Source organism: Pedobacter steynii, assembly GCF_900103665.1.
Classification (GTDB): domain Bacteria; phylum Bacteroidota; class Bacteroidia; order Sphingobacteriales; family Sphingobacteriaceae; genus Pedobacter; species Pedobacter steynii.
Genome location: NZ_FNGY01000001.1, coordinates 716,806 through 743,459 on the forward strand (window position 1 = coordinate 716,806; position 26,654 = coordinate 743,459).

Below are 26,654 nucleotides of genomic sequence, written 5' to 3' on the forward strand. Positions count from 1 at the left end.
ATGGCGATTAACTTGCAAAAAGGGCAAAGAGAAAACATTAATGCCCCTAAATTTTCAATCGGTCTGGGCTGGGATACCAATAGCTCTTCTACGGGAACCGCATTCGATTTAGATGCTTCTATTTTTATATTAGATGATCAGAAAAAATTAGTGTCAGATCAGCACCTTGTATTTTACAACAACCTGAAATCACCTGACGGAGCGGTAGAGCATTCGGGCGATAACCTGACGGGAGATGGTGATGGCGATGATGAGCAAATCAAAATTGACCTGACCAATATAGATCCAAAAGTTGCGGAAATTTGTATCGTGGTAACGATTCATGATGCAGAAGCCAGAAGACAGAATTTTGGGCAGGTAAGAAACTCTTTTGTACGTATTTTTGATGCTTCCAGCAATGAAGTGATCTTAAAGTATGAGCTGGAAGAAGATTTCTCTATCGAAACGGCTGTTGAATTCGGAAGAATTTACAAACGTGAAGACAAATGGAAATTCGAAGCGGTAGGAATGGGAATGAAAGGTGGTTTACAAGATTATTTAAACAAATATCAATAAGAAATTATGGCAATCAATCTTCAAAAAGGACAACGTATCAGTCTTGAAAAAAGCAACGGAAGTAAACTTCAAAATATTTGTGTAGGAATCAACTGGGGTGCCATTGAGAAAAAAGGCATGTTTGGTTTTGGTAAAACTAAAGAAGCAGTAGATTTAGATGGAAGCTGTGCCTTATTCAGTGAAAGCAAACAATTGCTGGATGTGGTTTATTTTGGCAGTTTAAAATCTAAAGACGGTGCAGTAAAACACAGCGGCGATGATTTAACCGGTGATATGGGCGGTGATGATGGTTTGGATAATGAGGTGATCACTTTAGATTTTACTCAGCTTAATCCTGCCGTTAACTATGTGGCTTTCGTATTGAATAGTTTCAGAGGTCATGATTTCGGAACAATTCCATTTGCTTCGATCCGCATTTATGAAGGAACACCTAAGCGTGTGAATGAAGTGTTTGCAACTTACGACATTGCAAATGGTTCTAACTTTGCCGGCCATGTTTCTATGGTGATGGGTGTCTTCTATAAGAAAAACGGAGAATGGAAATTCAATGCGATCGGAGAACCTACAAAAGATAAAAAATTAGAAGAAACGGTAAATACCGTAACACAAAGCTATTTATAGGCTCTAAAGGTTGATGATCATTTTATTAAATTATGGAAACAAACCCAAGTAATACCCAAAACCTTACGCCGGTAAAACTGGATAAGGACGGAAATGTTGATTTAACCACGATTACCCCTGAAGAGAGCAGAAAATACAACGAACTGAACAAGTCGTTGGAGCCTTCGGATGTGAACTCTATCCTGAATTACGGGGTGGAGGCACAGAACTCTATGGAGAAATACAGTAACGATTTTTTATCATCTGTACGGACCTATAACAGTGGTGAAGTTGGTGGCTTAATCAACGAATTGCTGACGGAACTGAATTATATCGATGTTTCTGAATTGGAACAAGGTGGTTTTAAATCTTTTATTTCAAAAATACCATTTCTGAAAAACCTGGTGGTAGACGTTAAAAAGCTCTTCCAGAAGTATGATGTCGTGGTGAATAACATTGACAAGATCACCAATAAGATCAAGGCAGGCCGTTTGAACTCTATTAAGGACAACAGCTCGCTTCAGACAATGTTTGACAGCAATGTAACGTATATCCATCAAATGGAGGAACTGATCATTTCAGGACAGCTTAAATACAACGATTTGAATGTAAAGCTGGCGGAGATGGAAGGCAGACCTGCAGATTATCAGGATTATGAGATTGCGGATTTAAGAGATTTCCTCAGCCGACTGGATAAGAGACTGGCAGACATGAAAATTGTTCGCTTTATCATGTTGCAGTCGCTGGCACAAATCAGGGTAGTACAGAACAACAATACCTCTATTGCTGAAAAAGCACAGTCGATTGTGTCTACTACGATCCCGGTATGGAAAAACCAATTGACGATTGCTGTAGCACTGCAAAGGCAAAAAGCCAATGTGGAAATGCAGAAAAAAATATCAGATACGACCAATACCATTTTACAGAAAAACGCGGAAATGCTGAAACAAAACAGCATCGATGTAGCTAAGGAAAATGAGAAAACCGTGGTATCTCTTGAAACCTTAAAAATGACGACCAATTCGTTGATCGAAACTTTAAATGAGGTGAAGAAAATTCATGAAGAAGGTAACCAAAGCAGAAGGGTGCTGGATGGGGAATTGAAAACCCTGGAAGCAGAACTGAAGAAAAACGTTACCCGCGTTAATTAAAACTAATCAATGGATGAACGCCGTGTTTATATTTTAAAGGAATCCCGCACAGAGATCAGCCGTTTACAGCTGCTCTCTGTGTTCTTTGAGGAGGAATCCGTGTATAAAATATACTTGCGCAGTCAGGTGATCCATCAGTTGTTTGAAAACAATGAAGACCTGGATATTGATAAGCTCGAGCTGTTTCATGTTCAGTTTACCTCCAGTGTCATTGAGCTGCTCAGAAAAATCAAGAAAAACAATGAAAAGAATGTAAGTCTGCTTTACGATGAAATTCACCTGAATGAGGAATTGATGGAGCGGATGAACAATACAGTATTTACCGATAAGAATTTTAACCTGGATAAGCAGAAACAAGCCTTGAAGATCAATTTATCTTTAAGAAAGTTGTTTCAGGTGTTATCTGAACTGAGTACGGAATTTCCCTTTTCAAAGAATATCAATTCCTTTAGCTCCAGGTATGCTAAAGATTTCTTTTACCACATCAGTCCGGATCAGCTGAGTCAGCTGATTGATTTCGATCCTAAGGACATGTATCTGGATGTGAATGCCAGCATTCAAAAGAAACTGATGGGGATGTTGTGTAAGTATGATTTTAAAACAGAGTTTTTTTATGGATTAAAGTCGGGACAGCTGATTATTGAGGTGTATAAGTTTTTGGATACAGACCGCCATTTCCTTTTCTTTCCCAGCAGGAACCTGTTCCTGTTTTGCGATTTGAATGTGCTGAAGGACGTAGACTGGACCACAAACCTTTCCGAAAAGGAAAAGATCATTCAGGAGCTTTCCTATAAGAACGATAAGCTGGAGAGCAGTGCTGCGGCGCTGAAATCCTATATTCCTAAAGAAATTATTGACCTTTTAGAGGAAAACTACCTGAAAATATCGGACATCAATTTCCTGGACCATCTGAATAACTTCGATGTGCAGGCAAATATTTTAAAAGCAATGCTTAAAACCGATCTTTTTTAGCATTTTTAAAGCAAATACAAGTAAATTAAAACTATAAAGTAAAAAATGGATAATAATTTGATTAATCATCCCGGTGTACTCATCGGGTTCGCAGTGCTGATCCTCGTGATGTTGCTGTTGGATTTGGGTGTTTTTAATAAGAAGGTGCATGCGGTATCAAGTAAAGAGGCGGCAATATGGTCTATTGTATGGATCACCCTGTCCATGGCTTTTAGTGGCGTAATTTATGCGACCTCCGGATTTGAAAAATTCACCCAGTTTCAATCGGCTTACTGGATTGAAAAGGCTTTATCAGTAGATAATCTCTTTGTGTTTATTCTGGTTTTTGGGTTCTTTAAAGTACCGAAGGAACTGCACCATAAGGTGCTTTTCTGGGGAATTATCGGTGCCTTGTTGTTCCGCGCAATTTTCATCTTTGCTGGTGTAGGATTGATAAACCTGACTTATCTTCCTGAAATGATGGTCTTTGGACATCTGGTGAAGATTAACGTCATCTTGTCTGTTTTCGGGGTGTTCCTGATCTATGCGGGTATCAAATCATGGGTTGCAAGTGATGACGATGATGAGGAAAAAGATTTTAGCCAAAGTGCAGGTGCGCGTCTGGTTTATAAATTCTTCAAAGTAAGTAAAGAGTTTGACGGTGCTAAATTCTTTACAGTGGAGAATGGTATTAAGGTCGCTACGCCATTATTGGTTGTAGTAGCAGTAATTGAGTTCACGGATTTAATTTTTGCGGTAGATTCCATCCCTGCTATTTTCGCGATTGCGCCGGATGATCCGCTGATTTTATATACTTCCAATATTTTTGCCATTTTGGGTTTAAGGGCTTTATATTTCCTTTTGGCCAATTTCATCCACATGTTCAGCTTATTGAAATACGGATTGGCAATTATCCTGGCATTTATTGGGGTGAAAATGGTGATCGCACCGGTTTATCACATCTCTTCTCCACTATCTTTATCTATAGTAGGAGGGGTGCTGATCTTATCAGTGATTGCTTCATTGATTTTCGTTCCTAAAGAGAAAGAAGCCATTAAAGAACCAAAGTAATTTTAGTGGTTTGACGCCGAAAAGGCCTGAACAAGCGTATGCTGTTCAGGCCTTTTTTGCGAAGGCTATCTGTTTTAGTGCCTGACAATCTGAGATTTAATCAGGTGCTTCCAGCTTCTTTGTAATGCTGTTTTTTAAACTTAGTTTTAGCAAATTTATTTCTCATGCAACATTCCGTTATTCTTAGTCTTACTGATGAAAGTAAATCCCTATTGGCAACAAACAGGAACGTTGCACTGCTCCATGCCTTAGCTGCGGGAAGGGAAAAGCTGGAGTTCATGCTTCAGGGCTATCATTCGAGAGAAAAGGTAAGGAGGCTAAGCTTCGAAGAGGAGAGTCTGGAGGAACTGGGTGCGAATGAGTATTGTGTTCAGGCAAATTATATAGTAGAAGAATATAGCGTGTGTAGTGCCATCGATCAGGTGGATTCAGAAAGCATGCAGCTCCGGATCTCTTTGCTTAGTGAAGGAAATGGAATAGCGGTAAAGGGGATTGATCTGCCGGAGCGGGATCCAGATTCTTTGTAGGGCATAAAAAAAGCCAGCAATTTCTTGCCGGCCTTTCATTATTAATTGATTAAACTAGAACAAACTAAACTCAACTCTACGGTTTTTCTGACGACCAGCAGCAGTTTTGTTGCTTGCAATTGGTTGATTAGGTCCGTAACCTGTAGCTTCGATACGTGAAGCATTTGCACCTTGTGATACTAAATAAGCTTTGATTGATTCCGCTCTGTCTTTCGATAGACGTAAGTTTAAAGCCATTGAACCAGTGTTATCTGTGTGACCAGCTAATTTTAAGCTGAAGTTTTTCTCTACTAATAGCGCAGCAACACGGTTTAAGGTAGGGAATGATTTAGCGCGGATAGTTGCTTTTCCTAAATCAAATTCCAAATCTTTGATCGCTTCGTTCACTACTTTTTTGTCAGCTTCAGTAACGATGATTTTTTCTCTGATAATTGCTGGAGCCGCTTTTAATGTACATCCTGCACCATCAACGATAGTTCCTGAAGGCGTACCTGGGCATTTGTCAAACTTGTTAGCTACACCATCACCATCATCATCGCCCATTTCCTGTGCATATTTAGCTTCCATTGCTTCTTTATCTCTTTTAGCATTTTGTTCTGCTGTAGATAAAGCTCTTCTTAATTCAGCACTTTCTTCTGCACTTTGGTTACGTAAGTTAGCCAACGAGCTGTAGTTTTGTAACTGTGGTTTTTCTTTGCTACCCAAAGCAAATTCTAAACCTGCGTGACCGTAAGAGAATTTATCGAATTTGCCGTTAAGTGTATTACCATCAAATTTACCGGTTTTAACAAAGTTTACATCGTAACCGAAGTCTAAGTTAATTCCTTTAGCGATACCTAGTTTGAAACCAGCACCTACAGGAATAAAATATCCTTCTCTGTATGATTGTTTATCAACTACACTTCCTGTAGTTACATCAGCACCTGATGACATGTACCCAGCACCAGCTTTTACATAAGGAATCAAAACTGCATTCTCTCTGTTGATGCTGATATTAGCCAGATTATAAACAGCCGTTAAAGCTGCTGACCATTCTAATTTTGTTTCAAAACTTGAGTTGGCTGTGTAAAGTGGTGCAGCGGTTAAAGGATCATTACCGGCAAAACCTCTTAATCCTTTTACTTTACCAGCTAAGAAATCAGCTTGTAAACCTAAAGCAGGTAAAATTTGTTTTTTGATATAACCACCGTAACCCAAAGATTCCTGAGCAGCCTGATAATCGCGGCTGTTACCGTTGAAGATCGTGTTAGAACTCAACACACCTGCATGGCCACCGATTGACCAGGTACGGAATTCTTTTTTTCCAAAGCGACCTGTAGTTTCAGGCGCCGTATCTTGAGCGAATAATTGCGATGATACTCCCAATAGGGCAACTACCATTGCGGCTTTTGTAATGTTAGATTTCATTTTCTTTTCAATTAGATAGATGTGCATCCAGCTATTCTGCTGAATTGCTAACCTCCTTGTAATAATCCTGCCAAAGGCGACCTTGATTAAAAAATGAATTAGAATAACCTAATAATCAGTTGGTTAATGCAGATTAAGAAAAATTTAGAAAATATATCCTTTTTGATAAACAGCCTGTTTTTCTGTCTAGTATTTGCTACAATTCTAACTTTTGGGAAAGAAAATAGATGTCAGAAGAACCCTTTCGAATTTACAATTCAAAGACTTCTCCCTTTTCCGGAATGCTGACCTGGTAGCCAATTTCGCTAAGGGCATCAGATAGGCTTTGTGTGCTCTTGTCTTCACCATGAACGAGAAATACGCGTTTTAATTGCGCAATGTTCTGGTGTTTTACCATATTGACGAGGTCATTGTGATCTCCATGGCCGCTCAAAAGGTCTGTTTGCTGGATGGTTGCATATACCATCAAATCGCGGTTTCTGAGTCTGACGATAGGATCTCCGCGCAATAATCGATTACCTAGTGTTCCCTTTGCACAATAACCTATAAATAATATCGTGCAATAATAATTTTGTATGTTATAATAAAGGTGATCTTGTATCCTTCCACCTTCCAGCATTCCGGCAGAAGAAATGATGATACAAGGCTCATGGTAATTTGAAATAGATAAACTTTCTCTTTTATCATGTACGTAAGAGAGTTCTTCGAATTCAAACTGATCACCTTTCTGTCTATAGAATTCTTTTGCATCATCATTGATCAGGTCATGATGCCTGCGGTAGATGTCGGTTGCAAATTCTGCGAGTGGACTGTCTACGAAAATTTTAACAGGAGGCAATAAGCCCTTACTGAAAATTTGATTCAAAGTGTAAACCAGAGATTGAGTCCTGCCAATGCTAAAAGCCGGAATAATCAGTCGGCCGGGAAATTTTATACACGATTCATTGATGGTTTCTATTAGTTTCTGTTCCAGGCTGATCTCTGTGCTATGGAGCCTTCCGCCATAGGTCGATTCTGAAATCAGGTAATCTACCTGGGGAATGGGTTCAGGATTTACCAATACCGGGTAATTGTTTCTACCGATATCTCCCGTAAAAGCGATTTTCTTTTCCTGGCCCTGATCCTGTACCGTCAGGACTACGGCAGCTGCACCCAATAGGTGTCCAACAGGGATGAAGGTTATAGATACGTTGCCGTTTAAACGAAAATCTCTATGGAAGCCGATGGTGACAAATCGTTCTACAGTATCCATCACATGCTTTTGCAGATATAATGGCTGCGGGCCAGCGCTGGCGCCTCTTCCGCGACGCCCTTTAGGTTTAGATTTGTTTTGTTTGCTGAGGAAGATATTAACAGAATCCAATAACAACAATTCCGTTAAGTCTGCAGTGGGAGGGGTGCAAAGGATTTGTCCTTCAAAACCCATTCTGATTAAAGTAGGTAAATTGCCGGAATGGTCAATGTGTGCATGGGTGAGGATGACTACATCTATACTGCCGGGGTCAAAAGGAAAGTACTGATTTTCTTCCTGGTAGGTATCTTTCTCATAATCCAGACCACAGTCGACCAATATATTATAATCCTCTAATTGCAGCAAATGCATACTCCCTGTTACCTGTCTCGCTGCTCCCCAAATGGTCAATTTCATATTTATGGTCTTCCTTATTGGAGCCAAGTTATCATTTTTTATAATTTATCCGTATCCATCCAGGTTGAAAAATTACTGATCAGATATTGATAATGGAAGTTTGGGGCAATATGTATCGTTGAAACACGCTTCCATTGCAGCAGTTCATTCACAAAGCCGGGGATAGGGAGGCCGGAAACTTCAGCCGCTTTAGTATAAAAGTCCTGTCTGCTGGGATGGTCTGTTGAGCATACATTATATATATGTCCGAATGCTTCACTTTTGATCAGCGATAGGCTGAAATTTATGCAATCTGTAAGGTGCACGAGATTAACAGGTGCCTTTCCGTTGGGAACATCCTGTTTTCCGGCGAAGAATCTTCCGGGGTTTCTGCCAGGTCCGATCAGACCTCCAAAACGGAGGACAGTTGTGCTGAAAGCATTTTGAGCGATTAATAGTTTTTCGGCTTCCAGCATTGCGATGCCAGATGCGGTGTCTGGTTTTGGTGTAGTTAGTTCTGTGATTTCGAGGTTATGATCTCCATATACTGCTGTGGAACTGATCAATATCACGTGTTTTACCTTATGTTTTTGAGCTGCTTCGGTAATGCCAGCTATTTTTCTATGGAAAGCATGCTGTTCTCCGCTGCTCCGCTTTGGCGGGATGCTGATGAGGAGGAGATCTGTATCGAAGAAAGCAGGGTCATAATGTTCCGCGTCTTCCTGAAAGGCAACCAGGTAGGGTTGAATTCCCAGGTCAGAAAGGGCTGGTAATTTTTCGGCTGTGGTGCTGGAGCCTTTTACTGAATATCCGGAGGTGATCAGGTTTTTGGCGAGCTCGAGGCCATACCAGCCACAGCCAAGAATACTGATGGTTTGTTTTACAGAGGCAGAAGGGGGAGTGTTGATCATTTTTCGGCTATTTATGGGCGGAGGAGCAAATAAAAAAAGGGGTGATGCCTAAGCAAACCCCTCTTTTATGAAATGAATTAAGACTAAAGAACTGTTACGTTTGATGCTTCAGGACCTTTTTTTCCTTCATTCAATTCGAATTCTACGCTGTCTCCTTCATTCAACTCTCTGAATGAATCTCCTGCAATCGCAGAAAAATGTACGAAAATATCTTTTCCTCCATCTTCTGGAGTTATAAATCCAAATCCTTTTGCAGAATTAAACCATTTAACTTTTCCTGTTGTACGCATATTATTATATATATATTTCGATGTGAAAATAATGAATAGAATATTAATATCAAAATCTTTAAATACGGGGGAGTGTAAATTAAAATTTTGGTGTTTAATGTTGTTAAAACCTATTTAAACGAAGATTGTTAAGGTATAAAGAAGGGACTACCTTAGGAAATATAAAACTGACAAAATGAATAAAGAGACAAATCCTGAAGAAACAGCACCGATTGCAAATGATGACAGACCTAAAAAGAGGACTTATGATGAGCCGGATAACCTGGGGCTGGATGCTGACCAGTCTTCAGAAAGCTTTTCTTTTTATAGTCATTTGGATACCGATAATGACCGTGTTTCAGGGAATCCAGACGGAGAAGACGATGATCATGACACAAATGAGCGGTCTGGTTATTCTCCATTGATGGATAAATAATGATTTTGGCATCATTTTTACAGTATACCTGCATTAATCTAAATACTATAGTTATGAAAAAGATATTTTCAGTAGCGGCGTTGGCGATAGTTTTATCCGCATGTTCAAACAATGCCAAGCAGGAGGCGATGATCAGACAACAAGCAATTGTTGCAGTAAAAGATAGCCTGAAATTGGATAGTTTTAAAAGAGCCGATGCCCGGGAAAAAGAAAGATTGGCCATAGTTAAAGAAGAAAAAGCTAAAGAGGAAAAAAGAACGCTTTTGCTTGCCGAACGGAATGAGGCAGCAGAAAGAAGCAATAGAAATACTGCTGTCAATGAGGCTCCTGCTCCTGCAAAGAAGAAAGGCTGGAGTCAGGCTGCTAAAGGTGCCGTTATCGGCGCTGGGGCAGGTGCTTTGGGTGGGATTCTTATCGACAAAAAAGACGGTAGAGGTGCCATCATTGGTGGAGTTGTAGGTGCAGGTACCGGTTATGTGATCGGTAGGGCGCAGGACAGAAAATCTGGAAGGGTACAGCCTAAGAATTAATATATAAAATCAGCGTTTTTTACAAAATGCCAGATAAAAGATTCTATTTAAGGATTTTTTATCTGGCATTTTTTATGGAATTGGAAATTTACCACTCTTTTTTTGCGATGAATTGGTTTCGTTGGCTTGCAGGTGAAGAAATTGGTACGATTCCCGTTTTTTAAAATTGTAGAAAATTGCCCACAGTGGGGCAGGTTTTGGGAAAATAAACCACTTGAAATAAAAAGCAATTGAGAAAAATTAAAATTAATGAAATTGGGGAAAACCCTATTAGAATGCCTATTCAGGTGGTTTAGTATCCAAATTTGACCTATTATTTTCGGTTGACGGTGTATTGGCTTGGTTTTTTCCTTTATCAATTCGTAACTACGACCTAAAATGAAAATTCAGTACACATTATTGCTTTTTATTCTTGTGTTTTTAAGCAGCTGTAAAAAGGATACTTCACTGGACAACCTGTCCAATGTGATCCTTAAACGGGAAGGGCTTTTAAGAGTGGAATGTAATAATTGTGAGATAAATTATCAGGTTTATAGTAAAGCGTACAATGTAGAGATTGGTAAGGGAAGTAATGACATTGCTTTTTTCTATTCAGGTGATTTTGACCTGAAGACTGAAGTGGTATCGAAGGCGAATCAGAAGATCAGGTTATTGGTCATAGATTCTTTTGGCAGGGTAGTCTCTAATGAATTGAATACATGGTCTGAGGGCGAAGTTCGTAAGCAGACTTTTATGATCAACGTCAAATAAATCAATACCAGGGAATATTTAAGAGAAATTCTTTGTTTATAATTTAGAATGGACAAAGCTTAATTGGAGGTTTAACTAGAAAAAAGTATTATGTTTACAGATAGAATCGTTAACGGAACAATGACCACTGAGGATCCTGAAATAGCACATTCTCACTATTTGGATAAATTTTTATCCTGGGGGGCAGGAAAGAAACATACTAAAGAATACATGGAAAGTAAACCGGATCATAAAAAAAGTATACTGATCGTAGATGATGAGCTAAGTATTCTTAAGTTGTTGAGTTTTATTCTGGCCTCAGACTATGATCTGATCATAAAGAAGAGTGGAATTGAGGCTATTGCATGGTTAGAGGAAGGGAACGACCCGGATCTCATCATCTCTGATTTGATGATGCCTTATTTTGACGGCAGTACCCTGATCAGAAACCTAAAATTAAGTGGCTTTTACAGAAATACACCCGTGATCTTATTGTCTGGTGCAGAGGATCTGGCTGATAAAGTAAAACAGATGCCTTTTAAAATAGATAGTTACCTCGAGAAACCTTTTAACCCCGCAGTTTTAAAATCTCAAATTGCTCAACTCATAGCATAATGACAACCTCTACAATTAACCGCCCTCAAATAAATGCCAAAATCGTGCATTTTGGAAAACTCCTTAAAGGGGTCATCGCGGAGGAATTTGATGCCAATGTGGACCATCTGGATGATCCTCAGGACTTTAAGCGGTATCTTGATCAACAATCTTTATTGACTTTACCGGATATTATTTTAATCGAAGTGGATGACAATAAAAATTGCTTTGATCAGATCAAAGAAATAAAGAAGAACCCTTTATTACAGGGGCTTATTATTGTGCTCTTGGGCATTAAAGAAGACCGGAACTGGAGAAAGAAAGCTTTGGAATTGAAGGTTAATGATTATTATACTTATCCTTTTCCTCTGGAAGATTTCTGTGAAAGACTTAATTTTTTAGTTAAATTTAAGTTGATCAAACCTAAATTGATGGAATTAGCGCAGAAAACCGACGTAGAATATCAGTTGCCATGGACTAAACGTGCATTCGATCTGATCGCCTCCGGGTTTGCGTTACTTTTTTTAATGCCTCTTTTTGTTATTGTGGCCATTCTCATCAGGTTAGAATCTAAAGGAAAGGTCATTTACAAGAGTAAAAGGGTAGGAGCAGGTTATAAAATATTTGATTTCTACAAATTCAGATCTATGCGAAGTGATGCGGATAAGATGCTGAAAGATATGGCTGACCTGAATCAATATGCCAATAATGACGAGAATAAAACAGGTAAATCTGCATTCGTTAAATTTAAAGATGATCCAAGAATCACCAAACTGGGTGGATTTTTAAGAAAGACGAGTATTGACGAGCTTCCACAGTTGATCAATGTGTTTATTGGTGATATGTCGTTGGTTGGAAACAGACCTTTGCCCTTATATGAGGCGGAGCAATTGACAACCAATGAATGGTCCACCCGCTTTCTTGGTCCGGCTGGTTTAACCGGCTTATGGCAAATTAGTAAAAGAGGCCAAAAAGATATGTCTGAACGTGAACGTAAGGAACTGGATAATTTCTATGCTGATAATTATTCAATTTTGTTGGACTTGAAAATAATCTTGAAAACAATACCCGCTTTAATCCAGAAGGAAAAAGTATAGTCTATTTAGAAGAACTATAAACATAAAAAAATGAAAAAAATCGCTTTTATTACCTTTTTAATCATAGGTATCTTTAATTTGAAATTGTCTGCACAGGAATCTATAGTAGGAGATATTAATTATGGTCAGTTGGAAAAATACATTCAGTCTGCCAGAGAAAACTATCCAAGAAAAAAGATTTTTGAAGCAAACGTCGAAAAAGCTAAAACAGGAGTTCCAATTGCTAATATGTCTTATTTTGATATCCTGAATGCTTCTTATATTTACAGACCGGACGATAAAGCTGCGTTAAATCCTTTAAACCCTTACACGGTAAATGGATTCCAGTTCGGTGTAAATGTTAACGTCGGTTCATTGCTTCAAAAGCCGTTTATGGTGAAGAAAGCGAAAGCAGAGTATAAAGTTGCTCAATTGGAAAACCAGGAGTACGACCTGATTCTTGTGAATGAAGTGAAGAAAAGATATTATGAATACCTGCAACAACAAGGTACACTTAAGATCAAAACTCAGGCCTCTCAGGATAATAAAAGTGTTGCTGAAAACCTGAAGTATAAATTTGCTAAAGGAGAGGTCACTATCGATGTATTCAACCAGTCAAGAATAAATTCAGCAACAGCTGATTCTGATAAATTGTTGACAGAAGTTGCCTATTTTAGGGCTAAAGATGCATTGGAAGAAATCATTGGTAAAAAATTGACCGAGATTAAATAACCAACAATAAAAAAAATCCCTAAACTATGGATCTTAAAGTATTTTTAAGACTTTTAATACGGTATAAGTGGATACTAATTTTAGTACCACTTATTGCGTTAACACTTACCTTTTTTTTCGTCAAAAATCTACCTAAAGAATATAAGTCTCAGGTACAAATGTCAACAGGACTGGTAGATCAGTCAAGACAGGTCGCTTCTGAAAATCAAAACACGGATTTCTTCAAAGTAAGTCAGCAGTTCAGTAACATCATGGAAATGATGAAAATGAAAAAGACAATGAGCAGTTTGTCTTATAGTCTGATTCTGCATGATCTTTTAAATCCGTCAGATGCCTTTAAACAATACAGTGAAGACATCAAAAAGTTAAGCGCTGCAGATCGTCAGAATGTCATCTCTCTATTTAGTGAGAAGATGCTTAAGAAAGAGGTCATCACAACGATTGATAGTGGAAAATACAAACTATATGACTTGTTGTTTTCCATGGGGTATGATGAGATCAGCATCAATAAAAAATTGAGTATTTACAGAATTGATAACAGCGATTTCATTAACGTGGAGTATACCTCTGAAAACCCGCTGCTATCGTCGTTTGTTGTAAACACTTTGTCAGGTGAGTTTATCAATACCTATAGTGCCAGTGTATCCAGCAATCAGAATAAGTCTATTTCTGTCCTTGATTCTCTTGTTAAAAAGAAAGAGGTGTCGATGAATGCTAAAAATTCGGAGTTAAAGAATTATAAGATCAACAACGGCGTACTCAATCTGGATAAACAATCAGAAATCATTTATAAGCAAATTACGGATTACGAAGAACGTAAATCTCAGGCATTAAGGGAAATTCAGTCCAATCAGGGGGCAATTGCGAACTTAAACCGTAAGCTTAGCGGTACGGATCAAAGTTATCTGGGAGGTGGTCTGGTGAAGGAAAATTCGAATATTGTTGCTTTAAATAACCAGATTAAAATTGCTTCAAACCGTTATATTGACAATGGTTTTAAGGAATCGGATCAACGTAAAGTGGATTCCCTGCAGACATTACTGACCAGGCAAATGCAAAAGTCGTCGGACAATAATATTACAGATCCTGTGGCGACTAAGCAGAGCTTGATTCAACAGAAAAACTCGATGGAAATTGCGGTTTCTCTGGCTCAGAACAGCTTGAGGTCTATCGATGCCGAATTAAGTCAGCTGAAAGCGAAATACAATACGATGGTGCCTTTTGATGCAGGCGTTCAGAATTTTGAGCGTGATGCAGATGTGGCTACTAAGGAATATATGGATGCTTTGAACCGATACAATCAATCTAATGTAGAGAAGAGCATCGGCTTAAAACTGCAGATTGCACAAATGGGCTTACCAGGACCTCCGGAGCCTTCAAAGAAACTGATCTATATGGCATTGTCCGGGATTTCCAGCTTTTCCTTCTGTCTTTTAGTGATTTTCTCTATATTTCTCCTGGATCATACGGTAAATAATGCAAAGCAACTGGCTGGCCTTAACATCGGAAAAGTATTGGGAAATATCAATTTTATCCATGAGAAGGACAAGGACCCCCGTGTGATTTGGGGCGATAATGACCAGATTACTGATTTTATTGTGTTTAAAGATTTGATGCGCTCTCTGCGTTTCGAGATTTCCAAGACACTGGACCTGGATTCCGGAACTAAAATTCTGGGGGTAACGAGTGTTAAATCGGGAGAAGGAAAAACTTTCTTTACCTCGGCACTGGCTTATGCTTTTGCAATGACTGGTAAGAAAATTTTATTGATTGGTGATGATTATACCAGTAGGCCACCCGCAGAAAATGAAAAGGGCCTGATGACCAGTCAGTATTTTGAAAACTTCCTTGTAAAAAAAGAGATTAAAACGGAAGATCTGATTACTTTTCTGAATAAGAGTTCTTCCAGCAATTCTTTATTGGAGATTCAAAGCTCTAACGTATTAAAGGCCGGTTTCGAGTATTTAAAGGAAAAATTTGATTTAATCCTGATTGATGTGGATAGCCTAAGGTCTATTAATAAAGCAAAAGAGTGGTTGTCTTTTACGGACTATTCAATTGCCATCTTTGAAGCTGGCAGCGAAATCGACGATAATGATAAAGAATTTGTGAATTACATCCGAAATCATGAAGGTTTCAGTGGATGGGTTTTGAACAAAGTAAAGATCAAAGAATTGAATGAGAAGGCTCATTTTTAATTTATGAAAGTTTGGTTGCGGGAAAGCAGTAATTACGTTTTATTGACTATTGGGATCATCTTCTCATTGGCAGTCGCTTTTTTGGCGGTGAAATTTGGGGTGATTGTTCCAATCATGTTGACTGTAGCTTTTTTAGGGACCATCTATTTGCTGATTACGGTGAGAGAAATAAAGTTTGCCTTTTATGGCATGTTCATTTTCTGCTTTATGGTGATCTTTTTATATCGGGAAATCAGCTCCAATATTCCTTTTGGAATTGGAGTTGAGGTCATGATCCTCCTGGTCTGGTGCTCTGTTTTTTTCAACAGCAACAAGGTAAACTGGAAGCTGGCTAATAATGATCTGGTTTTTCTCGCCTTGCTTTGGTTTGCGATCAGTTTGATCGAAATCATTAATCCTGCAGGGGCGAGTGTGAGGGGGTGGGTTCAGGAAATCAGAAGTTCAGCACTTTATTTCATCATCATTGCACCTTTGAGTTTTTTGATATTAAACCGCCAAAAGGACCTGAATCATTTTCTGGCACTGATCATTATTATTTCTGTAGCGGGAACATTTTACGGGATGCGCCAGCTGTTTGTCGGTTTAACTTCGGGGGAGCAGCAGTTTCTGGATAACGGGGCTGCACAAACGCATTTACTCTGGGGAAAACTCAGGGTTTTTTCATTTTATAGCGATGCAGGACAGTTTGGGGCTTCCCAGGCGCATATCTGTTTAATTGCATTTATATTGGCTTTGGGACCTTTCCTATGGTGGAAACGTGTATTGCTGGCAATTGCTGCTTTCATCTTATTTTATGGAATGTTGATTTCCGGTACCAGAGGAGCCTTATTTGCTTTGGTGGCCGGTGGTTTTTTTGCTTTGTTTTTAAGCAAGAATTTTAAGGTCTTGCTGATCGGGGGAATGTTTGCGGTTGCTTTTCTTGGTTTTTTGAAGTTCACTACGATTGGAAATGGAAATTATCAGATTTTCCGGTTAAGAACAGCTCTGGATCCAACCGATCCTTCCTTAAATGTGAGGTTTACCAATCAACTGATCCTTAAAGAGTTTTTAAGTTCCAGACCTTTTGGAGGAGGGCTTGGTGTAATCGGGACCTGGGGGAAAGAGTATAATAAAGATAAGTTCCTGTCGACTATTGAACCAGATAGTTATTGGGTGAAAGTATGGGTGATGTATGGGATCGTGGGCTTTGTCATCTGGTTTGGAATTATGATGTACATCATTGGGAAATGTTGTGGAATTGTATGGAAAATCAGGGATGATAAGCTGAAGGTAAAGCTCATTGCATTGACTTCCGGAACCGTAGGCGTTTTTGTATGTAGTTATGGGAATGAAGTGATGAATACCATGCCTACTGCGTTAATATTGTACGTTTCCTGGGCTTTTGTGTATTTAGGGCCCTTATTGGACAAGAAGAAGGAAAATGAAAACCAGGTAATTATAAATTAGATTCAGCTATGCCATTCGAAATATTTGCAATACCAGGAATTATTTGTCTGATTATCGGTTTTTTTGCCGGCATAAATTATTACAATAAAAAATCTTAAAGGCGGAGAAAATACGTATCTGATCAATCATGCAGCAGCTAAATATTATAATTATTGGACAACAGCCCTGGGATACTGAGATCGGGAGCAATTGCAAAGACATTGCTTTGGAGCTGAGTAAATTTCACAAGGTGTTGTACGTTAATTCGCCCCTGGACCGGATTACCTCTATCAGACATAGAAATCTGGACAGTACAAAAAAAAGACTTCGGGTGATCAGCGGAAAAGAAAATGGCCTGGTGAGCATTAAGGAAAATCTTTGGACTTATTATCCGGATTGTATTGTGGAATCTATCAACTGGTTGAATTCCGCTTTTTTGTTTGACTTCATCAATAAGGTCAACAACCACAGATTTTATAAATCCGTATTGAACGCCATTACTGCACTTAATTTTAAAGATTATATCCTGTTTAATGACAATGAGCTTATTAAGTGTTTTTATCTGAATGAGCTGCTGGGTCCTAAACTTTCTGTTTATTACTCCAGAGATTATATTCTGGCTACTCCATACTGGAAAAAACATGGTGTTAGACTTGAACCGCTGATGATTGCCAAGTATGATCTTTGTCTGGCTAATTCTACTTATCTTTCAGACTATTGTCAGCAATACAATCCGGAGTCGTATTACGTTGGTCAGGGTTGTGATCTGGAGAATTTTAGTGCTGAAAAAATGCTTCCGAAACCTCTTGAGTATAAGGATAGTTTTGGCCCTGTTATCGGATATGTAGGCGCTTTGCAAAGTATTCGTCTGGATGTTGAGCTGATAGAATATATTGCCATGAGCCGTCCGGAATGGACGGTCATGCTGGTTGGACCTGAAGATGATAAGTTTAAAAACAGTAAACTGCATTCCCTTAAAAATGTAGTGTTCACCGGTCTTAAACCACAGGATGAATTGCTGAAGTACATCAGTTCATTTGATGTATGTATCAATCCTCAGATGATTAATGAGCTTACGATTGGCAATTATCCGAGGAAAATAGATGAGTATCTGGCTGTCGGTAAACCTGTTGTCGCTACAGAAACGAGGGCAATGGGAATTTTCAACCCCCATGTTTATCTGGCAAAAAATAAAGAAGAATATGTAGAATTAATTGCCCGGGCGCTCGAAGAGAATTCTGAGGAATTAAAACTGAAACGAAAGGCTTTTGCTGCGACCCATACCTGGGAAAATAGCGTTAAAAGTATCTTTCATTATATAGTGCAGGCATTAACTCATTAATGCTTGCAGAGGTACACAATTTAATGATCAAGGTAAAAAAAATATGATTGTCTGGACGGTATTACAGGTTGTTTTAGGTTTTAATTTCTTATTCCCCTTTCTGTTATTTATTGCAGCTAAGTTGTCTGGAAAAAGAAAACCGGCTGGGCAGGTTTCGGATGATTCCGCTGATTATGCGATTATTGTGACGGCTTATGAAGAAACGGGCTTATTGGAATCTGTAGCAAATTCTATTCTGGAGCTGGATTATCACAATTACCTGATTTATATCGTGGCTGACAATTGTGATATTTCCAATCTTCATTTTACGGACGAAAGGGTTGTCTTGCTGAGGCCTCCGGAAGTGCTGGCAAGTAACGTCAAATCTCATTTTTATGCGATCAATAATTTTAAGAGAGCTCATGACCGGATCACCATCATTGATAGTGATAATCTGGTAGATAAAAATTACCTGAAAGCATTGAATCAGGTTTTTGACGAAGGATTTCAAGCTGTTCAGGGCGTACGCAGAGCGAAAAAAATTAACACCACTTACGCTGCGCTGGATGAGGCCGGGGACATCTATTACCGGTATGTAGACCGTAAGTTGCTGTTTGAATCGGGTTCTTCAGCCTCTCTGGCTGGATCAGGAATGGCGTTCACTTTAAAATTGTATACAGACTGCCTGGCTGATCAGCAATTGATGGGTGCTGGTTTTGATAAGATTCTTCAGTATGAAATTATCAGAAGAGGGTATAGGATTGCTTTTTCGGAGGCAGCAATAGTTTATGATGAGAAGACGGCAAAATCTGACCAACTGGTAAAACAAAGAGCGAGATGGATCAATACCTGGTTCAAATTTTTCTTTCTTGGCACTAAATTATTGACGAGTTCAGTGTCAAAACTCAACCTCAACAGTTTTCTTTTTAGTATTTTGTTGTTGAGGCCGCCATTGTTCTTATTGATACTGCTTTCGGGCTCCTGTTTTGTGATTGACCTGTTTATCTTTCCTTATATGTTGATTTTCTGGGTAACGACCGGAATACTGTTTCTTTTCGTGTTCTTCAGGGCACTTGCTTATTTTAAAGCAGATGAGAAAATATATCAGTCGTTAAAGGGTATCCCTAAGTTTATTTTCTATCAGATTCTGGCATTTACTAAGGTCAGAAAGGCTAATAAATTGTCTGTAGCTACTAAACATGTGGATGAAAATCCCTAATATCAAGGTTTATGAATAAGAGTAAGATGAAGATACTGCATGCGATCAGGCAAGGAAAAATAGGAGGTGGGGAAACGCATGTTCTTGATTTGGTGCAGGAATTAAGCAAAAACGATTTTGAATCTGTGGTACTTGCATTTACAGACGGACCTTTGATCACTGAACTGAATAAGCTTGGAATTAAAACTCATGTTATTCTCACTGAAAAACCTTTTGATATTGGGGTTTGGAAAGAGGTCAGACAGCTAATGATTGCAGAGGGCATTGATTTGTTGCATGCCCATGGAACCCGGGCGCAATCGAATACCTTCTGGGGAGCCAGGAAATTAGGAATACCAGTTGTCTATACGGTTCATGGCTGGTCGTTTCACCCGAATCAGAATGCGCTGGTAAAAAAACTGAGAATACTATCCGAACGTTTCCTCGTGGCAAAGGCCGATGTGACCATTTGTGTTTCAACAAATAATCTGAACGAGGGGAGGTCAAACTTTCCGATGAACCCCGCAGTGGTCATAAAAAACGGAATCAATTTCACTAAATTTAACCCAGATCGCTCTTTCGGAAGCCTCAGGGCTGAATTTGATATTGATGAGGAAACATTGATTGTTGGATATATTGCCCGGATTACGGCGCAAAAAGACCCTTTTACCTTTATTGAGGCAATTGCAAAAGTGCCTGATGAGTTAAATGTAAAGTTTTTAATAGTAGGGGATGGCGATCTGAAAATTCAGACAGTGGCATTGGCCGAACGGCTTAAAGTAATGCATAAAGTGATTTTTAGCGGATTTAGGCAGGACATACCCGATCTTTTAAGTATTTTCGATATCTATTGTCTTCCTTCATTATGGGAAGGGTTGCCAATTGGACTGCTCGAGGCAATGGCGATGAGAAAGGCAACGATATCCAGTGCTGTAAATGGGACTAAAGAAGTGATCGAAGATGGCGTTAATGGTTTACTTATTGAACCAAAAGACGCAGTTGGGCTCAGAAACGCAATTCTGAGGCTGGTTACGGAAAAGCCATTGAGAGAAAGTTTGGCAAAACAAGCAGAAATTGCAGTAAAGAAAGATTACAGCATTTCGAAAATGACTTTACAGATAGAAGATTTATATAAGAAAATTAAAAACCGGTAAATCGTTATGAAAGAGAGATTTGTATTGATTGATTTCCTGAAGGGGTACTCGATATTCACGATTGTTATTTTTCATATTTTACAATATTTCAGTCTGCCTCAGCCTTTCGATAAGGCCATTTTTTTTGGCGGGACAGGCATTCATACCTTTTTTCTGGTATCCGGATTTGGATTGGCTTTATCTTCGGGGAACAAAGAAATTAGTTACCTGAATTTTCTAAAGAAACGATTTGATAAGATATATCTTCCTTATATTCTGATTGTATGTCTGTCTGCGGGCTTATGTTTATTCCTCCCTTTATTTGATCAGCCTTCCTGGTATGCGTTTTTAGGACATGTTTTCTTTTATAAAATGTTCGATAATGACATCACTATCAGTTACGGACACCAATTGTGGTTTATTTCGACGATCATCCAGTTTTACCTTGTATTTCCTTTTCTGTTGAAGCTGTTAAACAGGATACCCGGAAAATGGTTCATTTGTATTGGATTTTTGATCAGTATCTTCTGGAGTATTTTTGTCTTTCTGATGGAAAAGTCTGACCTGAGGATATGGAATAGTTTTTTCCTACAGTTTATGTGGGAATTTATGTTGGGTATGGCTATGGCAAGATGGAAAGATAAAAGTTTTTTAAACCGTAAATTTAACCACCTTTACCTGATGCTGTTTACCGGACTGGGATTGTTAACCTATGCTTTTCTGGCTTTCAAAGGAGGTCAGGTTGGTCGGTTGTTTAATGATATTCCTGCATTGATAGGTTATACCGGCCTGGCAGTGATGGTCTATAATTTCAGGATCAAAGCTGTTAATGATTTTTTCCTGTTTACCGGAAAAATTTCATACGCTTTGTATTTAATTCACGTGTTGGTGATCACAGTTGGATTGTATGTGATTCATGCCTTACAGCTTTCTGTTCCATTATCGGCCCTGCTTTTTGTTTGTTTCATTTTATGTTATGTATTCGCTTATTGGTATACTAATCTTATCAATTTAATTTATCGATTCAATGAAAAAGGGAATAAGTAAATCTTCTTACAAATGAACAGGCGTAAGGCAATTGTAACCGCCTTGTTTGCGGGCGGTATTGGTGCTTCTTTTTTCTCCGTATCCCGGTGGTATATGTATACGCACAGGCCTGACCTATCCACATTGGGGCAGGACATTAACCTCATTGCAGAATTGGCTGAAGTCATCATTCCGAGAACGGAAACTCCGGGTGCAAAGGATGTAGGCGTACATCACTTTATCGTTAAAGCAGTTGAGGATTGCCTGGAACCAAAAAACCAAAGGAGTTTTATTGGAGGACTGGAGGATTTAAAAAAATACACACAGGATCATTACGGGAAGGATTTTATCGGTTGTAATGCCGGGCAAAAAGAAGAGACCATGGCTCATTTTGAAGCCAGTACAGCGTCTTTGAATGTTTTTATGAAAAAAGTGAGGAAAAAAATTATGGGGGATACTTTTTTTTCAATACTTAAACAATACACAGCGATTGGTTATTGCACGTCTATGTCAGGTGCAACAAAAGGACTGAGTTATGATTATATACCATCAGCATACGAATCCTGTATCCCCCTTCAGGACGGTCAGAAATCATGGGCAACAAAATAAACTAAAATGAACATCAGGGAGAATAAAGGGGATACAACTTATGATGCAATTGTTATCGGTTCCGGAATTAGTGGCGGATGGGCGGCGATGGAGTTATGTCGGAAAGGATTAAAGACATTACTACTGGAAAGGGGACGGGATGTGAAACATATTGTGGATTATAAAACTGCAAATCTTAACCCTTGGGATTTTGAACATCGTTTATTGAATACAGCCAAGCATGTGCTGGATAATCCCGTTCAAAGCGACTTTTATGATGAGGGCGACAGAGATTATTACGTGAATGACCAGGAGCACCCCTATATTCAGACTAAAGAATTCAACTGGATCAGGGGATATCAGGTTGGGGGAAGGTCTCTAACCTGGGGAAGGCAGTGTTACCGCTTGTCGGACCTTGATTTTGAAGCCAATGTAAAAGAAGGCATCGCTGTAGATTGGCCAATCCGTTATAAGGATATTGCTCCCTGGTACGACCATGTAGAATCTTTCATAGGTGTAAGCGGAACGAAAGAAGGATTGATGCATCTTCCTGACGGTGAATTTTTGCCTGGAATGGAATTGAATTGCATTGAAAAACATTTGGCTCAATCTATTAAACATCATGATCAACATCGGCTGCTGACCATCGCACGTGTGGCCAATTTAACCCGTGGATGGGACGATCGGGGACCCTGTCAATACCGCAACTTATGTTCAAGAGGCTGTCCTTTCGGCGGGTATTTTAGCAGTAACAGTTCAACTATTCCCGCTGCAATGGCTACCGGGAATTTGACATTACGCCCCTTTTCCATTGTTTCAGAGGTACTTTACGATACCCATAGGAAAAAAGCAAAAGGCGTTAGGGTTATTGATACGCTTACTAAGGAGGTTTATGAATTTTCTGCAAAGATCATCTTTCTGAATGCCTCGACTATAGGTACGGCATCCATTCTTTTAAATTCCCAGTCGGACCGTTTTCCAGAAGGGTTTGGAAATGAAAGTGGACAGGTAGGACACCATTTGATGGACCATCATTCTTCTGCCGGGGCATATGGCAGGCACGAAGGATTTTCAGATACTTATTATAAGGGGAGAAGACCTTGCGGATTTCTTGTTCCCAGATATCGAAATCTGGAGGGCATGGATAAAACGGATTTCCTGCGCGGCTATAACTTGCAAGGCCATGGTGAACGGAGGGAATGGATGGATACTACATCCCGTGAACCAGGTTTTGGCAGATCCTTCAAGGAAAAACTAAGTAAGCCGGGTCCCTGGACGGTATGGATGGCCGGATGGGGAGAATGTCTGCCTTATTTTGACAATAAAATTGAACTCGATAAGGTTCAAAAGGACCAATGGGGTCTTCCTTTGGTAAGGATAGACTTCTCTTATCAGGAAAATGAAAAGAAAATGATGGATGATATTTGTACGAGCTCTGAAGAGATTCTCGACAAAGCAGGGTTTAAGGACATAGATGTTTTTAACTATAAAAAGGTTCCAGGCTCTACCGTTCATGAAATGGGCACTGCGAGGATGGGGAGAGATCCCAGGACCTCAGTACTCAACGGACATAACCAGCTCCATGACGTGAAAAATGTATTCATCACTGACGGGAGTTGTATGACTTCTTCCGCATGTCAAAATCCTTCTTTAACTTATATGGCGCTTACGGCAAGGGCTTGCGATTTCGCTTACAACGAGTTAAAGAAAGGGAATCTTTAAAATTAATTGAAATACTTTTTATACTGGCTGCTCAGGAAATATTTCATTTCCTGATAGCCGGAAGAGAAGATGTCCCAGAATCCAAATTTCTCGTAGTTCTTCTGTAAGGCATAATATCCGATAAATATTGCCGTAAGCGTAGGGAAAATCGTTGCGGTAATGACGCCATATAAGCTATTGGTCAGGTAAATACCGGCAAAGTCAGTCACTACTGTAACCACTACCATCAGCATTACTTTATAGAAGTTGATTTTCGGTTTATGGATGACATCCAGTGTTAAGGCAAGAAAACGGTCTGCAGGATAAAATAAGGCAATAATCATCACAATTCTAAGGATATTGGGCGCAATGGTATGTACATATTTTTCCCCACCTAGAATCAGTATGGCATAATCAGCGAAGATCAATGTACCGATGGTGATGGGAACTATCGCGATGGTCACCATACCAATATATTTTTTAGTAATGTCTATCACTTCCATGCGTTTGTTATTGTTAAATGCAGTGGATAGCGCTGGCATAGCCGTTGCGGCAAAGCTTCTCAATGGAATTTCAATAAATTGTATAAACTTGATTCCTGCATCGTAAATCGCCAGGGCAGCAGGTCCCATGACAAAATTGATGATCAGTGAGTCGGCGGTTCCCAAAAGCGTTGCACTGATATTTGTCCCGACACTGAATTTCCCAAAATGGTAGATGGTCGAAATGCTTTCCTTTGTTTTCATCCTGATGTCGTTGATCATAGACCAGCCTCTGAGCATAGAAATCATACTGGAAACGGCATTGGATAACAGGTAGGAATAAATTACAGTGGTGATGTTGATTCTTTTAAAAAAGATAAACAGCAATATGAATATCACAAAAGACCCCTGATTGAAAAGACGGATAAATAGCAATTGATCAAAGCGCTGTTTTGCCTGGAGTATACAGGAAGTGACGAAGAAGGGGAGAGATAAGACATAGGCGATACCAAACCACTTTAAGAACAGAGCTACCCCTAAATTTTCAACATGAAAGGAAATGAAATACGCCGGGATATTCAGGAGGAGCAGAATCCCTGTAATCAAAATAGCTAAATACCAGGTAGAACCTACAATTTCTCTTGCTTTTTGCGCTTCAGCACCCGCAAAAAATTTGATAAATGCGGTGGTTAAAAAGCCGGTCCGGAAGGTATCTACCAATAGAATCACGCTAAAGAACAACAGCCATATCCCCATGTCTTCGAGGGAAAATACCCTCCTTAAGATGATGGAAATAACCATGCCTATGATAGACATTACACCATTCCCTAAAAGAGATAATACGTATTTATTGTTTAGTGATTTTAGAAAATTCCTTAGCTTCATCTATAGTTTATATACTTCACGGATAAGCAATACCTATGCCTAAATCCCGCTTAAACAGCGACTAAAGATAGAATAAAAAAACACCAAAAAAAGAGTTATTCTACTGCACCTATTGAGTAAGTAGCTCCCCGTTTATTCCCATAATAATCTTCCGTTAATACCATTTTAGTGGTTACCGCTGCTTTTTTTGCAGAAGAACTACCAGATAATTCAAATTTTACTTCGTCGGTAATACCGGCAGCAGCAGAATTGGCAAAATAAAGGTTATTACTGGCGACTGCGGGAATTGCAGATTGCTGACTCCAGATCATATTGTTATTACTAGGTGTAGGGAAGTTAAAACCAAGATTATTAAATACTTCACATTTTCCACCCAATAAATCGTAAACATCCACTACAACTCCAACCCAGTCTTGACTCATGTTAAGACTTCCACAGGTATTGTTGAATACTTTTGCATTGGCAAAACTGGTTACACCAGGTACAACAAGATTACTGAAGCCTTGTACTTCGAAACCGGAATACTTTCTTGAGTTAAATACGATATTATTGTAAATCTGAACTTCTTTTGTTGCTGATCCGACACTAAAGAGCCAGGATCTCACCGCATTACCCTGGTGATCTCTGACTAAGTTGTTGTGAAATTTACCGTTTCCATTCAGCTGGAAAATACCATTGTGGTTATTGTTTTGTGTATTGATGTTTTTAATCACGTTATGATGAATGTCATAATCCTCTGCAGCTCCAAGGTTCACAACAGAAGATACTATCGGAGCATTGTTAAAAATGATATAAGAGATTTCAAGACCTTTAACCAATCCTGTAATTCCACCAGAATTCACAGTAGCTGGAAAATAGATTAAAGATGCGGTGTTGCTACATTCCAGTTGACTGAATTTAAGTGCTTTAGCGTAAGAGTCTGCACTTCCATTGTAAGCCCTGGTCGAGTTATAGGCAATCACATAATCACTGATGTTTTCAAAATAAGCATTCTGAAATGTAAAATTATCAATATTGCCATCCATTTGAACAGCGCGGTTACTCATGTTTTTGAAGGAAAATCCTTTGCTGATGTTTTTTGTTCCATCTCCTGAAATGGTTACATTATTTAAATTGGATAGGCGCATCTGGCTTCCGTTCCCGGAAACTTCTACCAATCCATCATTTTTAATGAAAGCACGGCTGCCATCTGCTAAACGTATATTTTTAATGTTGATACTGGAATAAGTACCTCCTTTGATGATAATCTGATCATTAGCTTTGGTCCCCAATGTACTTCCATCGATGGTCAGGTTTCCGGAGCCAAGGCCCACTGGTATGATTCTGCCAACTACAACCGGATCTTTTACGGTATCGGTCGGTGGCACGGGAACCGGGGTTACTACTTCAGGAATTTCGGCCCCGATATTACTTTTTTTACAAGCAACCAGCAAAAAAAGGCTCAGAGAGGCTGTTAAGAGTACGTTAAATTGGCGCATCATTCAAGTTGATAAAGTATGGTAACAAAAAAATCCCTTAGTATTTTTAGTAG

General features: G+C 39.1%; 26 protein-coding genes. 20 read left to right on the top strand and 6 right to left on the bottom strand.

The window, feature by feature from the left end; all coding sequences use genetic code 11:
* The 6 genes from BLQ87_RS02815 (at position 1) to BLQ87_RS02840 (ending at position 4,855) form a co-directional block, all read left to right on the top strand.
* On the top strand, positions 1–555 hold the full coding sequence (locus tag BLQ87_RS02815) for a TerD family protein (protein ID WP_074604599.1): 555 nt from the start codon (positions 1–3) through the stop codon (positions 553–555).
* A 6-nt stretch (positions 556–561) separates the two neighbouring features.
* Positions 562–1,176, top strand: a complete 615-nt coding sequence (locus tag BLQ87_RS02820; protein WP_074604600.1) for a TerD family protein — start codon at positions 562–564, stop codon at positions 1,174–1,176.
* Between the two features lie 32 nt (positions 1,177–1,208).
* Positions 1,209–2,306: a toxic anion resistance protein gene (locus tag BLQ87_RS02825; protein ID WP_074604601.1), complete on the top strand. Its 1,098-nt coding sequence runs from the start codon at positions 1,209–1,211 to the stop codon at positions 2,304–2,306.
* Positions 2,307–2,315: 9 nt separating this feature from the next.
* Complete coding sequence (locus BLQ87_RS02830; RefSeq protein WP_074604602.1) at positions 2,316–3,278, top strand: hypothetical protein; 963 nt, start codon at positions 2,316–2,318, stop codon at positions 3,276–3,278.
* A gap of 45 nt (positions 3,279–3,323) precedes the next feature.
* On the top strand, positions 3,324–4,328 hold the full coding sequence (locus tag BLQ87_RS02835; protein WP_074604603.1) for a TerC/Alx family metal homeostasis membrane protein: 1,005 nt from the start codon (positions 3,324–3,326) through the stop codon (positions 4,326–4,328).
* A 164-nt stretch (positions 4,329–4,492) separates the two neighbouring features.
* Positions 4,493–4,855 carry a hypothetical protein gene (locus tag BLQ87_RS02840; protein WP_074604604.1) on the top strand — a complete coding sequence of 121 codons (363 nt, stop codon included), beginning with the start codon at positions 4,493–4,495 and terminating at the stop codon, positions 4,853–4,855.
* 54 nt (positions 4,856–4,909) lie between these two features.
* On the opposite strand, the gene BLQ87_RS02845 is transcribed toward BLQ87_RS02840, so the two are convergent.
* From BLQ87_RS02845 to BLQ87_RS02860, 4 genes are all read right to left on the bottom strand, one after another.
* Positions 4,910–6,262, bottom strand: coding sequence for an OmpA family protein (locus tag BLQ87_RS02845; protein WP_074604923.1), 1,353 nt, complete (start codon positions 6,260–6,262; stop codon positions 4,910–4,912).
* A gap of 250 nt (positions 6,263–6,512) precedes the next feature.
* Positions 6,513–7,910: an MBL fold metallo-hydrolase gene (locus tag BLQ87_RS02850; protein WP_074604605.1), complete on the bottom strand. Its 1,398-nt coding sequence runs from the start codon at positions 7,908–7,910 to the stop codon at positions 6,513–6,515.
* Positions 7,911–7,948: 38 nt separating this feature from the next.
* Positions 7,949–8,800 (bottom strand): SDR family oxidoreductase, encoded by an 852-nt coding sequence (locus BLQ87_RS02855; RefSeq protein WP_074604606.1) that lies wholly within the window; start codon positions 8,798–8,800, stop codon positions 7,949–7,951.
* 83 nt (positions 8,801–8,883) lie between these two features.
* Entirely contained in the window at positions 8,884–9,090 is a 207-nt protein-coding gene (locus BLQ87_RS02860; protein WP_062548063.1) for a cold-shock protein, read from the bottom strand.
* A 175-nt stretch (positions 9,091–9,265) separates the two neighbouring features.
* Between BLQ87_RS02860 and BLQ87_RS02865 the strand changes: the two genes are divergently transcribed.
* The 14 genes from BLQ87_RS02865 to BLQ87_RS02930 all read left to right on the top strand — a co-directional run bounded on the left by BLQ87_RS02865 (position 9,266) and on the right by BLQ87_RS02930 (position 23,777).
* Positions 9,266–9,505, top strand: coding sequence for a hypothetical protein (locus BLQ87_RS02865; RefSeq protein ID WP_074604607.1), 240 nt, complete (start codon positions 9,266–9,268; stop codon positions 9,503–9,505).
* A 53-nt stretch (positions 9,506–9,558) separates the two neighbouring features.
* Positions 9,559–10,035, top strand: coding sequence for a YMGG-like glycine zipper-containing protein (locus tag BLQ87_RS02870; RefSeq protein ID WP_074604608.1), 477 nt, complete (start codon positions 9,559–9,561; stop codon positions 10,033–10,035).
* A gap of 378 nt (positions 10,036–10,413) precedes the next feature.
* The gene (locus tag BLQ87_RS02875; protein ID WP_074604609.1) at positions 10,414–10,785 is read left to right on the top strand and encodes a hypothetical protein; all 372 of its coding nucleotides are present in this window, start codon (positions 10,414–10,416) and stop codon (positions 10,783–10,785) included.
* 90 nt (positions 10,786–10,875) lie between these two features.
* A complete protein-coding gene (locus tag BLQ87_RS02880; protein WP_245723784.1) occupies positions 10,876–11,379 on the top strand; it encodes a response regulator in 504 nt (167 codons plus the stop codon).
* A complete protein-coding gene (locus tag BLQ87_RS02885; RefSeq protein WP_074604610.1) occupies positions 11,379–12,455 on the top strand; it encodes a sugar transferase in 1,077 nt (358 codons plus the stop codon). Before BLQ87_RS02880 ends, BLQ87_RS02885 begins: the two co-directional genes overlap by 1 nt.
* A 30-nt stretch (positions 12,456–12,485) precedes the next feature.
* Positions 12,486–13,166: a TolC family protein gene (locus tag BLQ87_RS02890; protein WP_074604611.1), complete on the top strand. Its 681-nt coding sequence runs from the start codon at positions 12,486–12,488 to the stop codon at positions 13,164–13,166.
* Between the two features lie 26 nt (positions 13,167–13,192).
* A complete protein-coding gene (locus tag BLQ87_RS02895) occupies positions 13,193–15,364 on the top strand; it encodes an exopolysaccharide transport family protein (protein ID WP_074604612.1) in 2,172 nt (723 codons plus the stop codon).
* A gap of 3 nt (positions 15,365–15,367) precedes the next feature.
* Positions 15,368–16,810, top strand: a complete 1,443-nt coding sequence (locus BLQ87_RS02900) for an O-antigen ligase family protein (protein WP_074604613.1) — start codon at positions 15,368–15,370, stop codon at positions 16,808–16,810.
* Positions 16,811–16,937: 127 nt separating this feature from the next.
* Positions 16,938–18,131 (top strand): glycosyltransferase, encoded by a 1,194-nt coding sequence (locus BLQ87_RS02905; RefSeq protein WP_074604614.1) that lies wholly within the window; start codon positions 16,938–16,940, stop codon positions 18,129–18,131.
* Between the two features lie 43 nt (positions 18,132–18,174).
* Entirely contained in the window at positions 18,175–19,329 is a 1,155-nt protein-coding gene (locus BLQ87_RS02910) for a glycosyltransferase (protein ID WP_074604615.1), read from the top strand.
* Between the two features lie 11 nt (positions 19,330–19,340).
* On the top strand, positions 19,341–20,462 hold the full coding sequence (locus BLQ87_RS02915) for a glycosyltransferase family 4 protein (protein WP_074604616.1): 1,122 nt from the start codon (positions 19,341–19,343) through the stop codon (positions 20,460–20,462).
* Positions 20,463–20,468: 6 nt separating this feature from the next.
* Positions 20,469–21,488 carry an acyltransferase family protein gene (locus tag BLQ87_RS02920; protein ID WP_074604617.1) on the top strand — a complete coding sequence of 340 codons (1,020 nt, stop codon included), beginning with the start codon at positions 20,469–20,471 and terminating at the stop codon, positions 21,486–21,488.
* A 12-nt stretch (positions 21,489–21,500) separates the two neighbouring features.
* Positions 21,501–22,076: a gluconate 2-dehydrogenase subunit 3 family protein gene (locus tag BLQ87_RS02925; RefSeq protein ID WP_074604618.1), complete on the top strand. Its 576-nt coding sequence runs from the start codon at positions 21,501–21,503 to the stop codon at positions 22,074–22,076.
* 6 nt (positions 22,077–22,082) lie between these two features.
* Positions 22,083–23,777, top strand: a complete 1,695-nt coding sequence (locus BLQ87_RS02930) for a GMC oxidoreductase (protein WP_074604619.1) — start codon at positions 22,083–22,085, stop codon at positions 23,775–23,777.
* Positions 23,778–23,779: 2 nt separating this feature from the next.
* On the opposite strand, the gene BLQ87_RS02935 is transcribed toward BLQ87_RS02930, so the two are convergent.
* Both BLQ87_RS02935 and BLQ87_RS02940 read right to left on the bottom strand, forming a co-directional pair.
* Positions 23,780–25,123: a lipopolysaccharide biosynthesis protein gene (locus tag BLQ87_RS02935; RefSeq protein ID WP_074604620.1), complete on the bottom strand. Its 1,344-nt coding sequence runs from the start codon at positions 25,121–25,123 to the stop codon at positions 23,780–23,782.
* Positions 25,124–25,218: 95 nt separating this feature from the next.
* On the bottom strand, positions 25,219–26,604 hold the full coding sequence (locus BLQ87_RS02940) for a hypothetical protein (protein WP_074604621.1): 1,386 nt from the start codon (positions 26,602–26,604) through the stop codon (positions 25,219–25,221).
* Positions 26,605–26,654 lie beyond the last annotated feature (50 nt).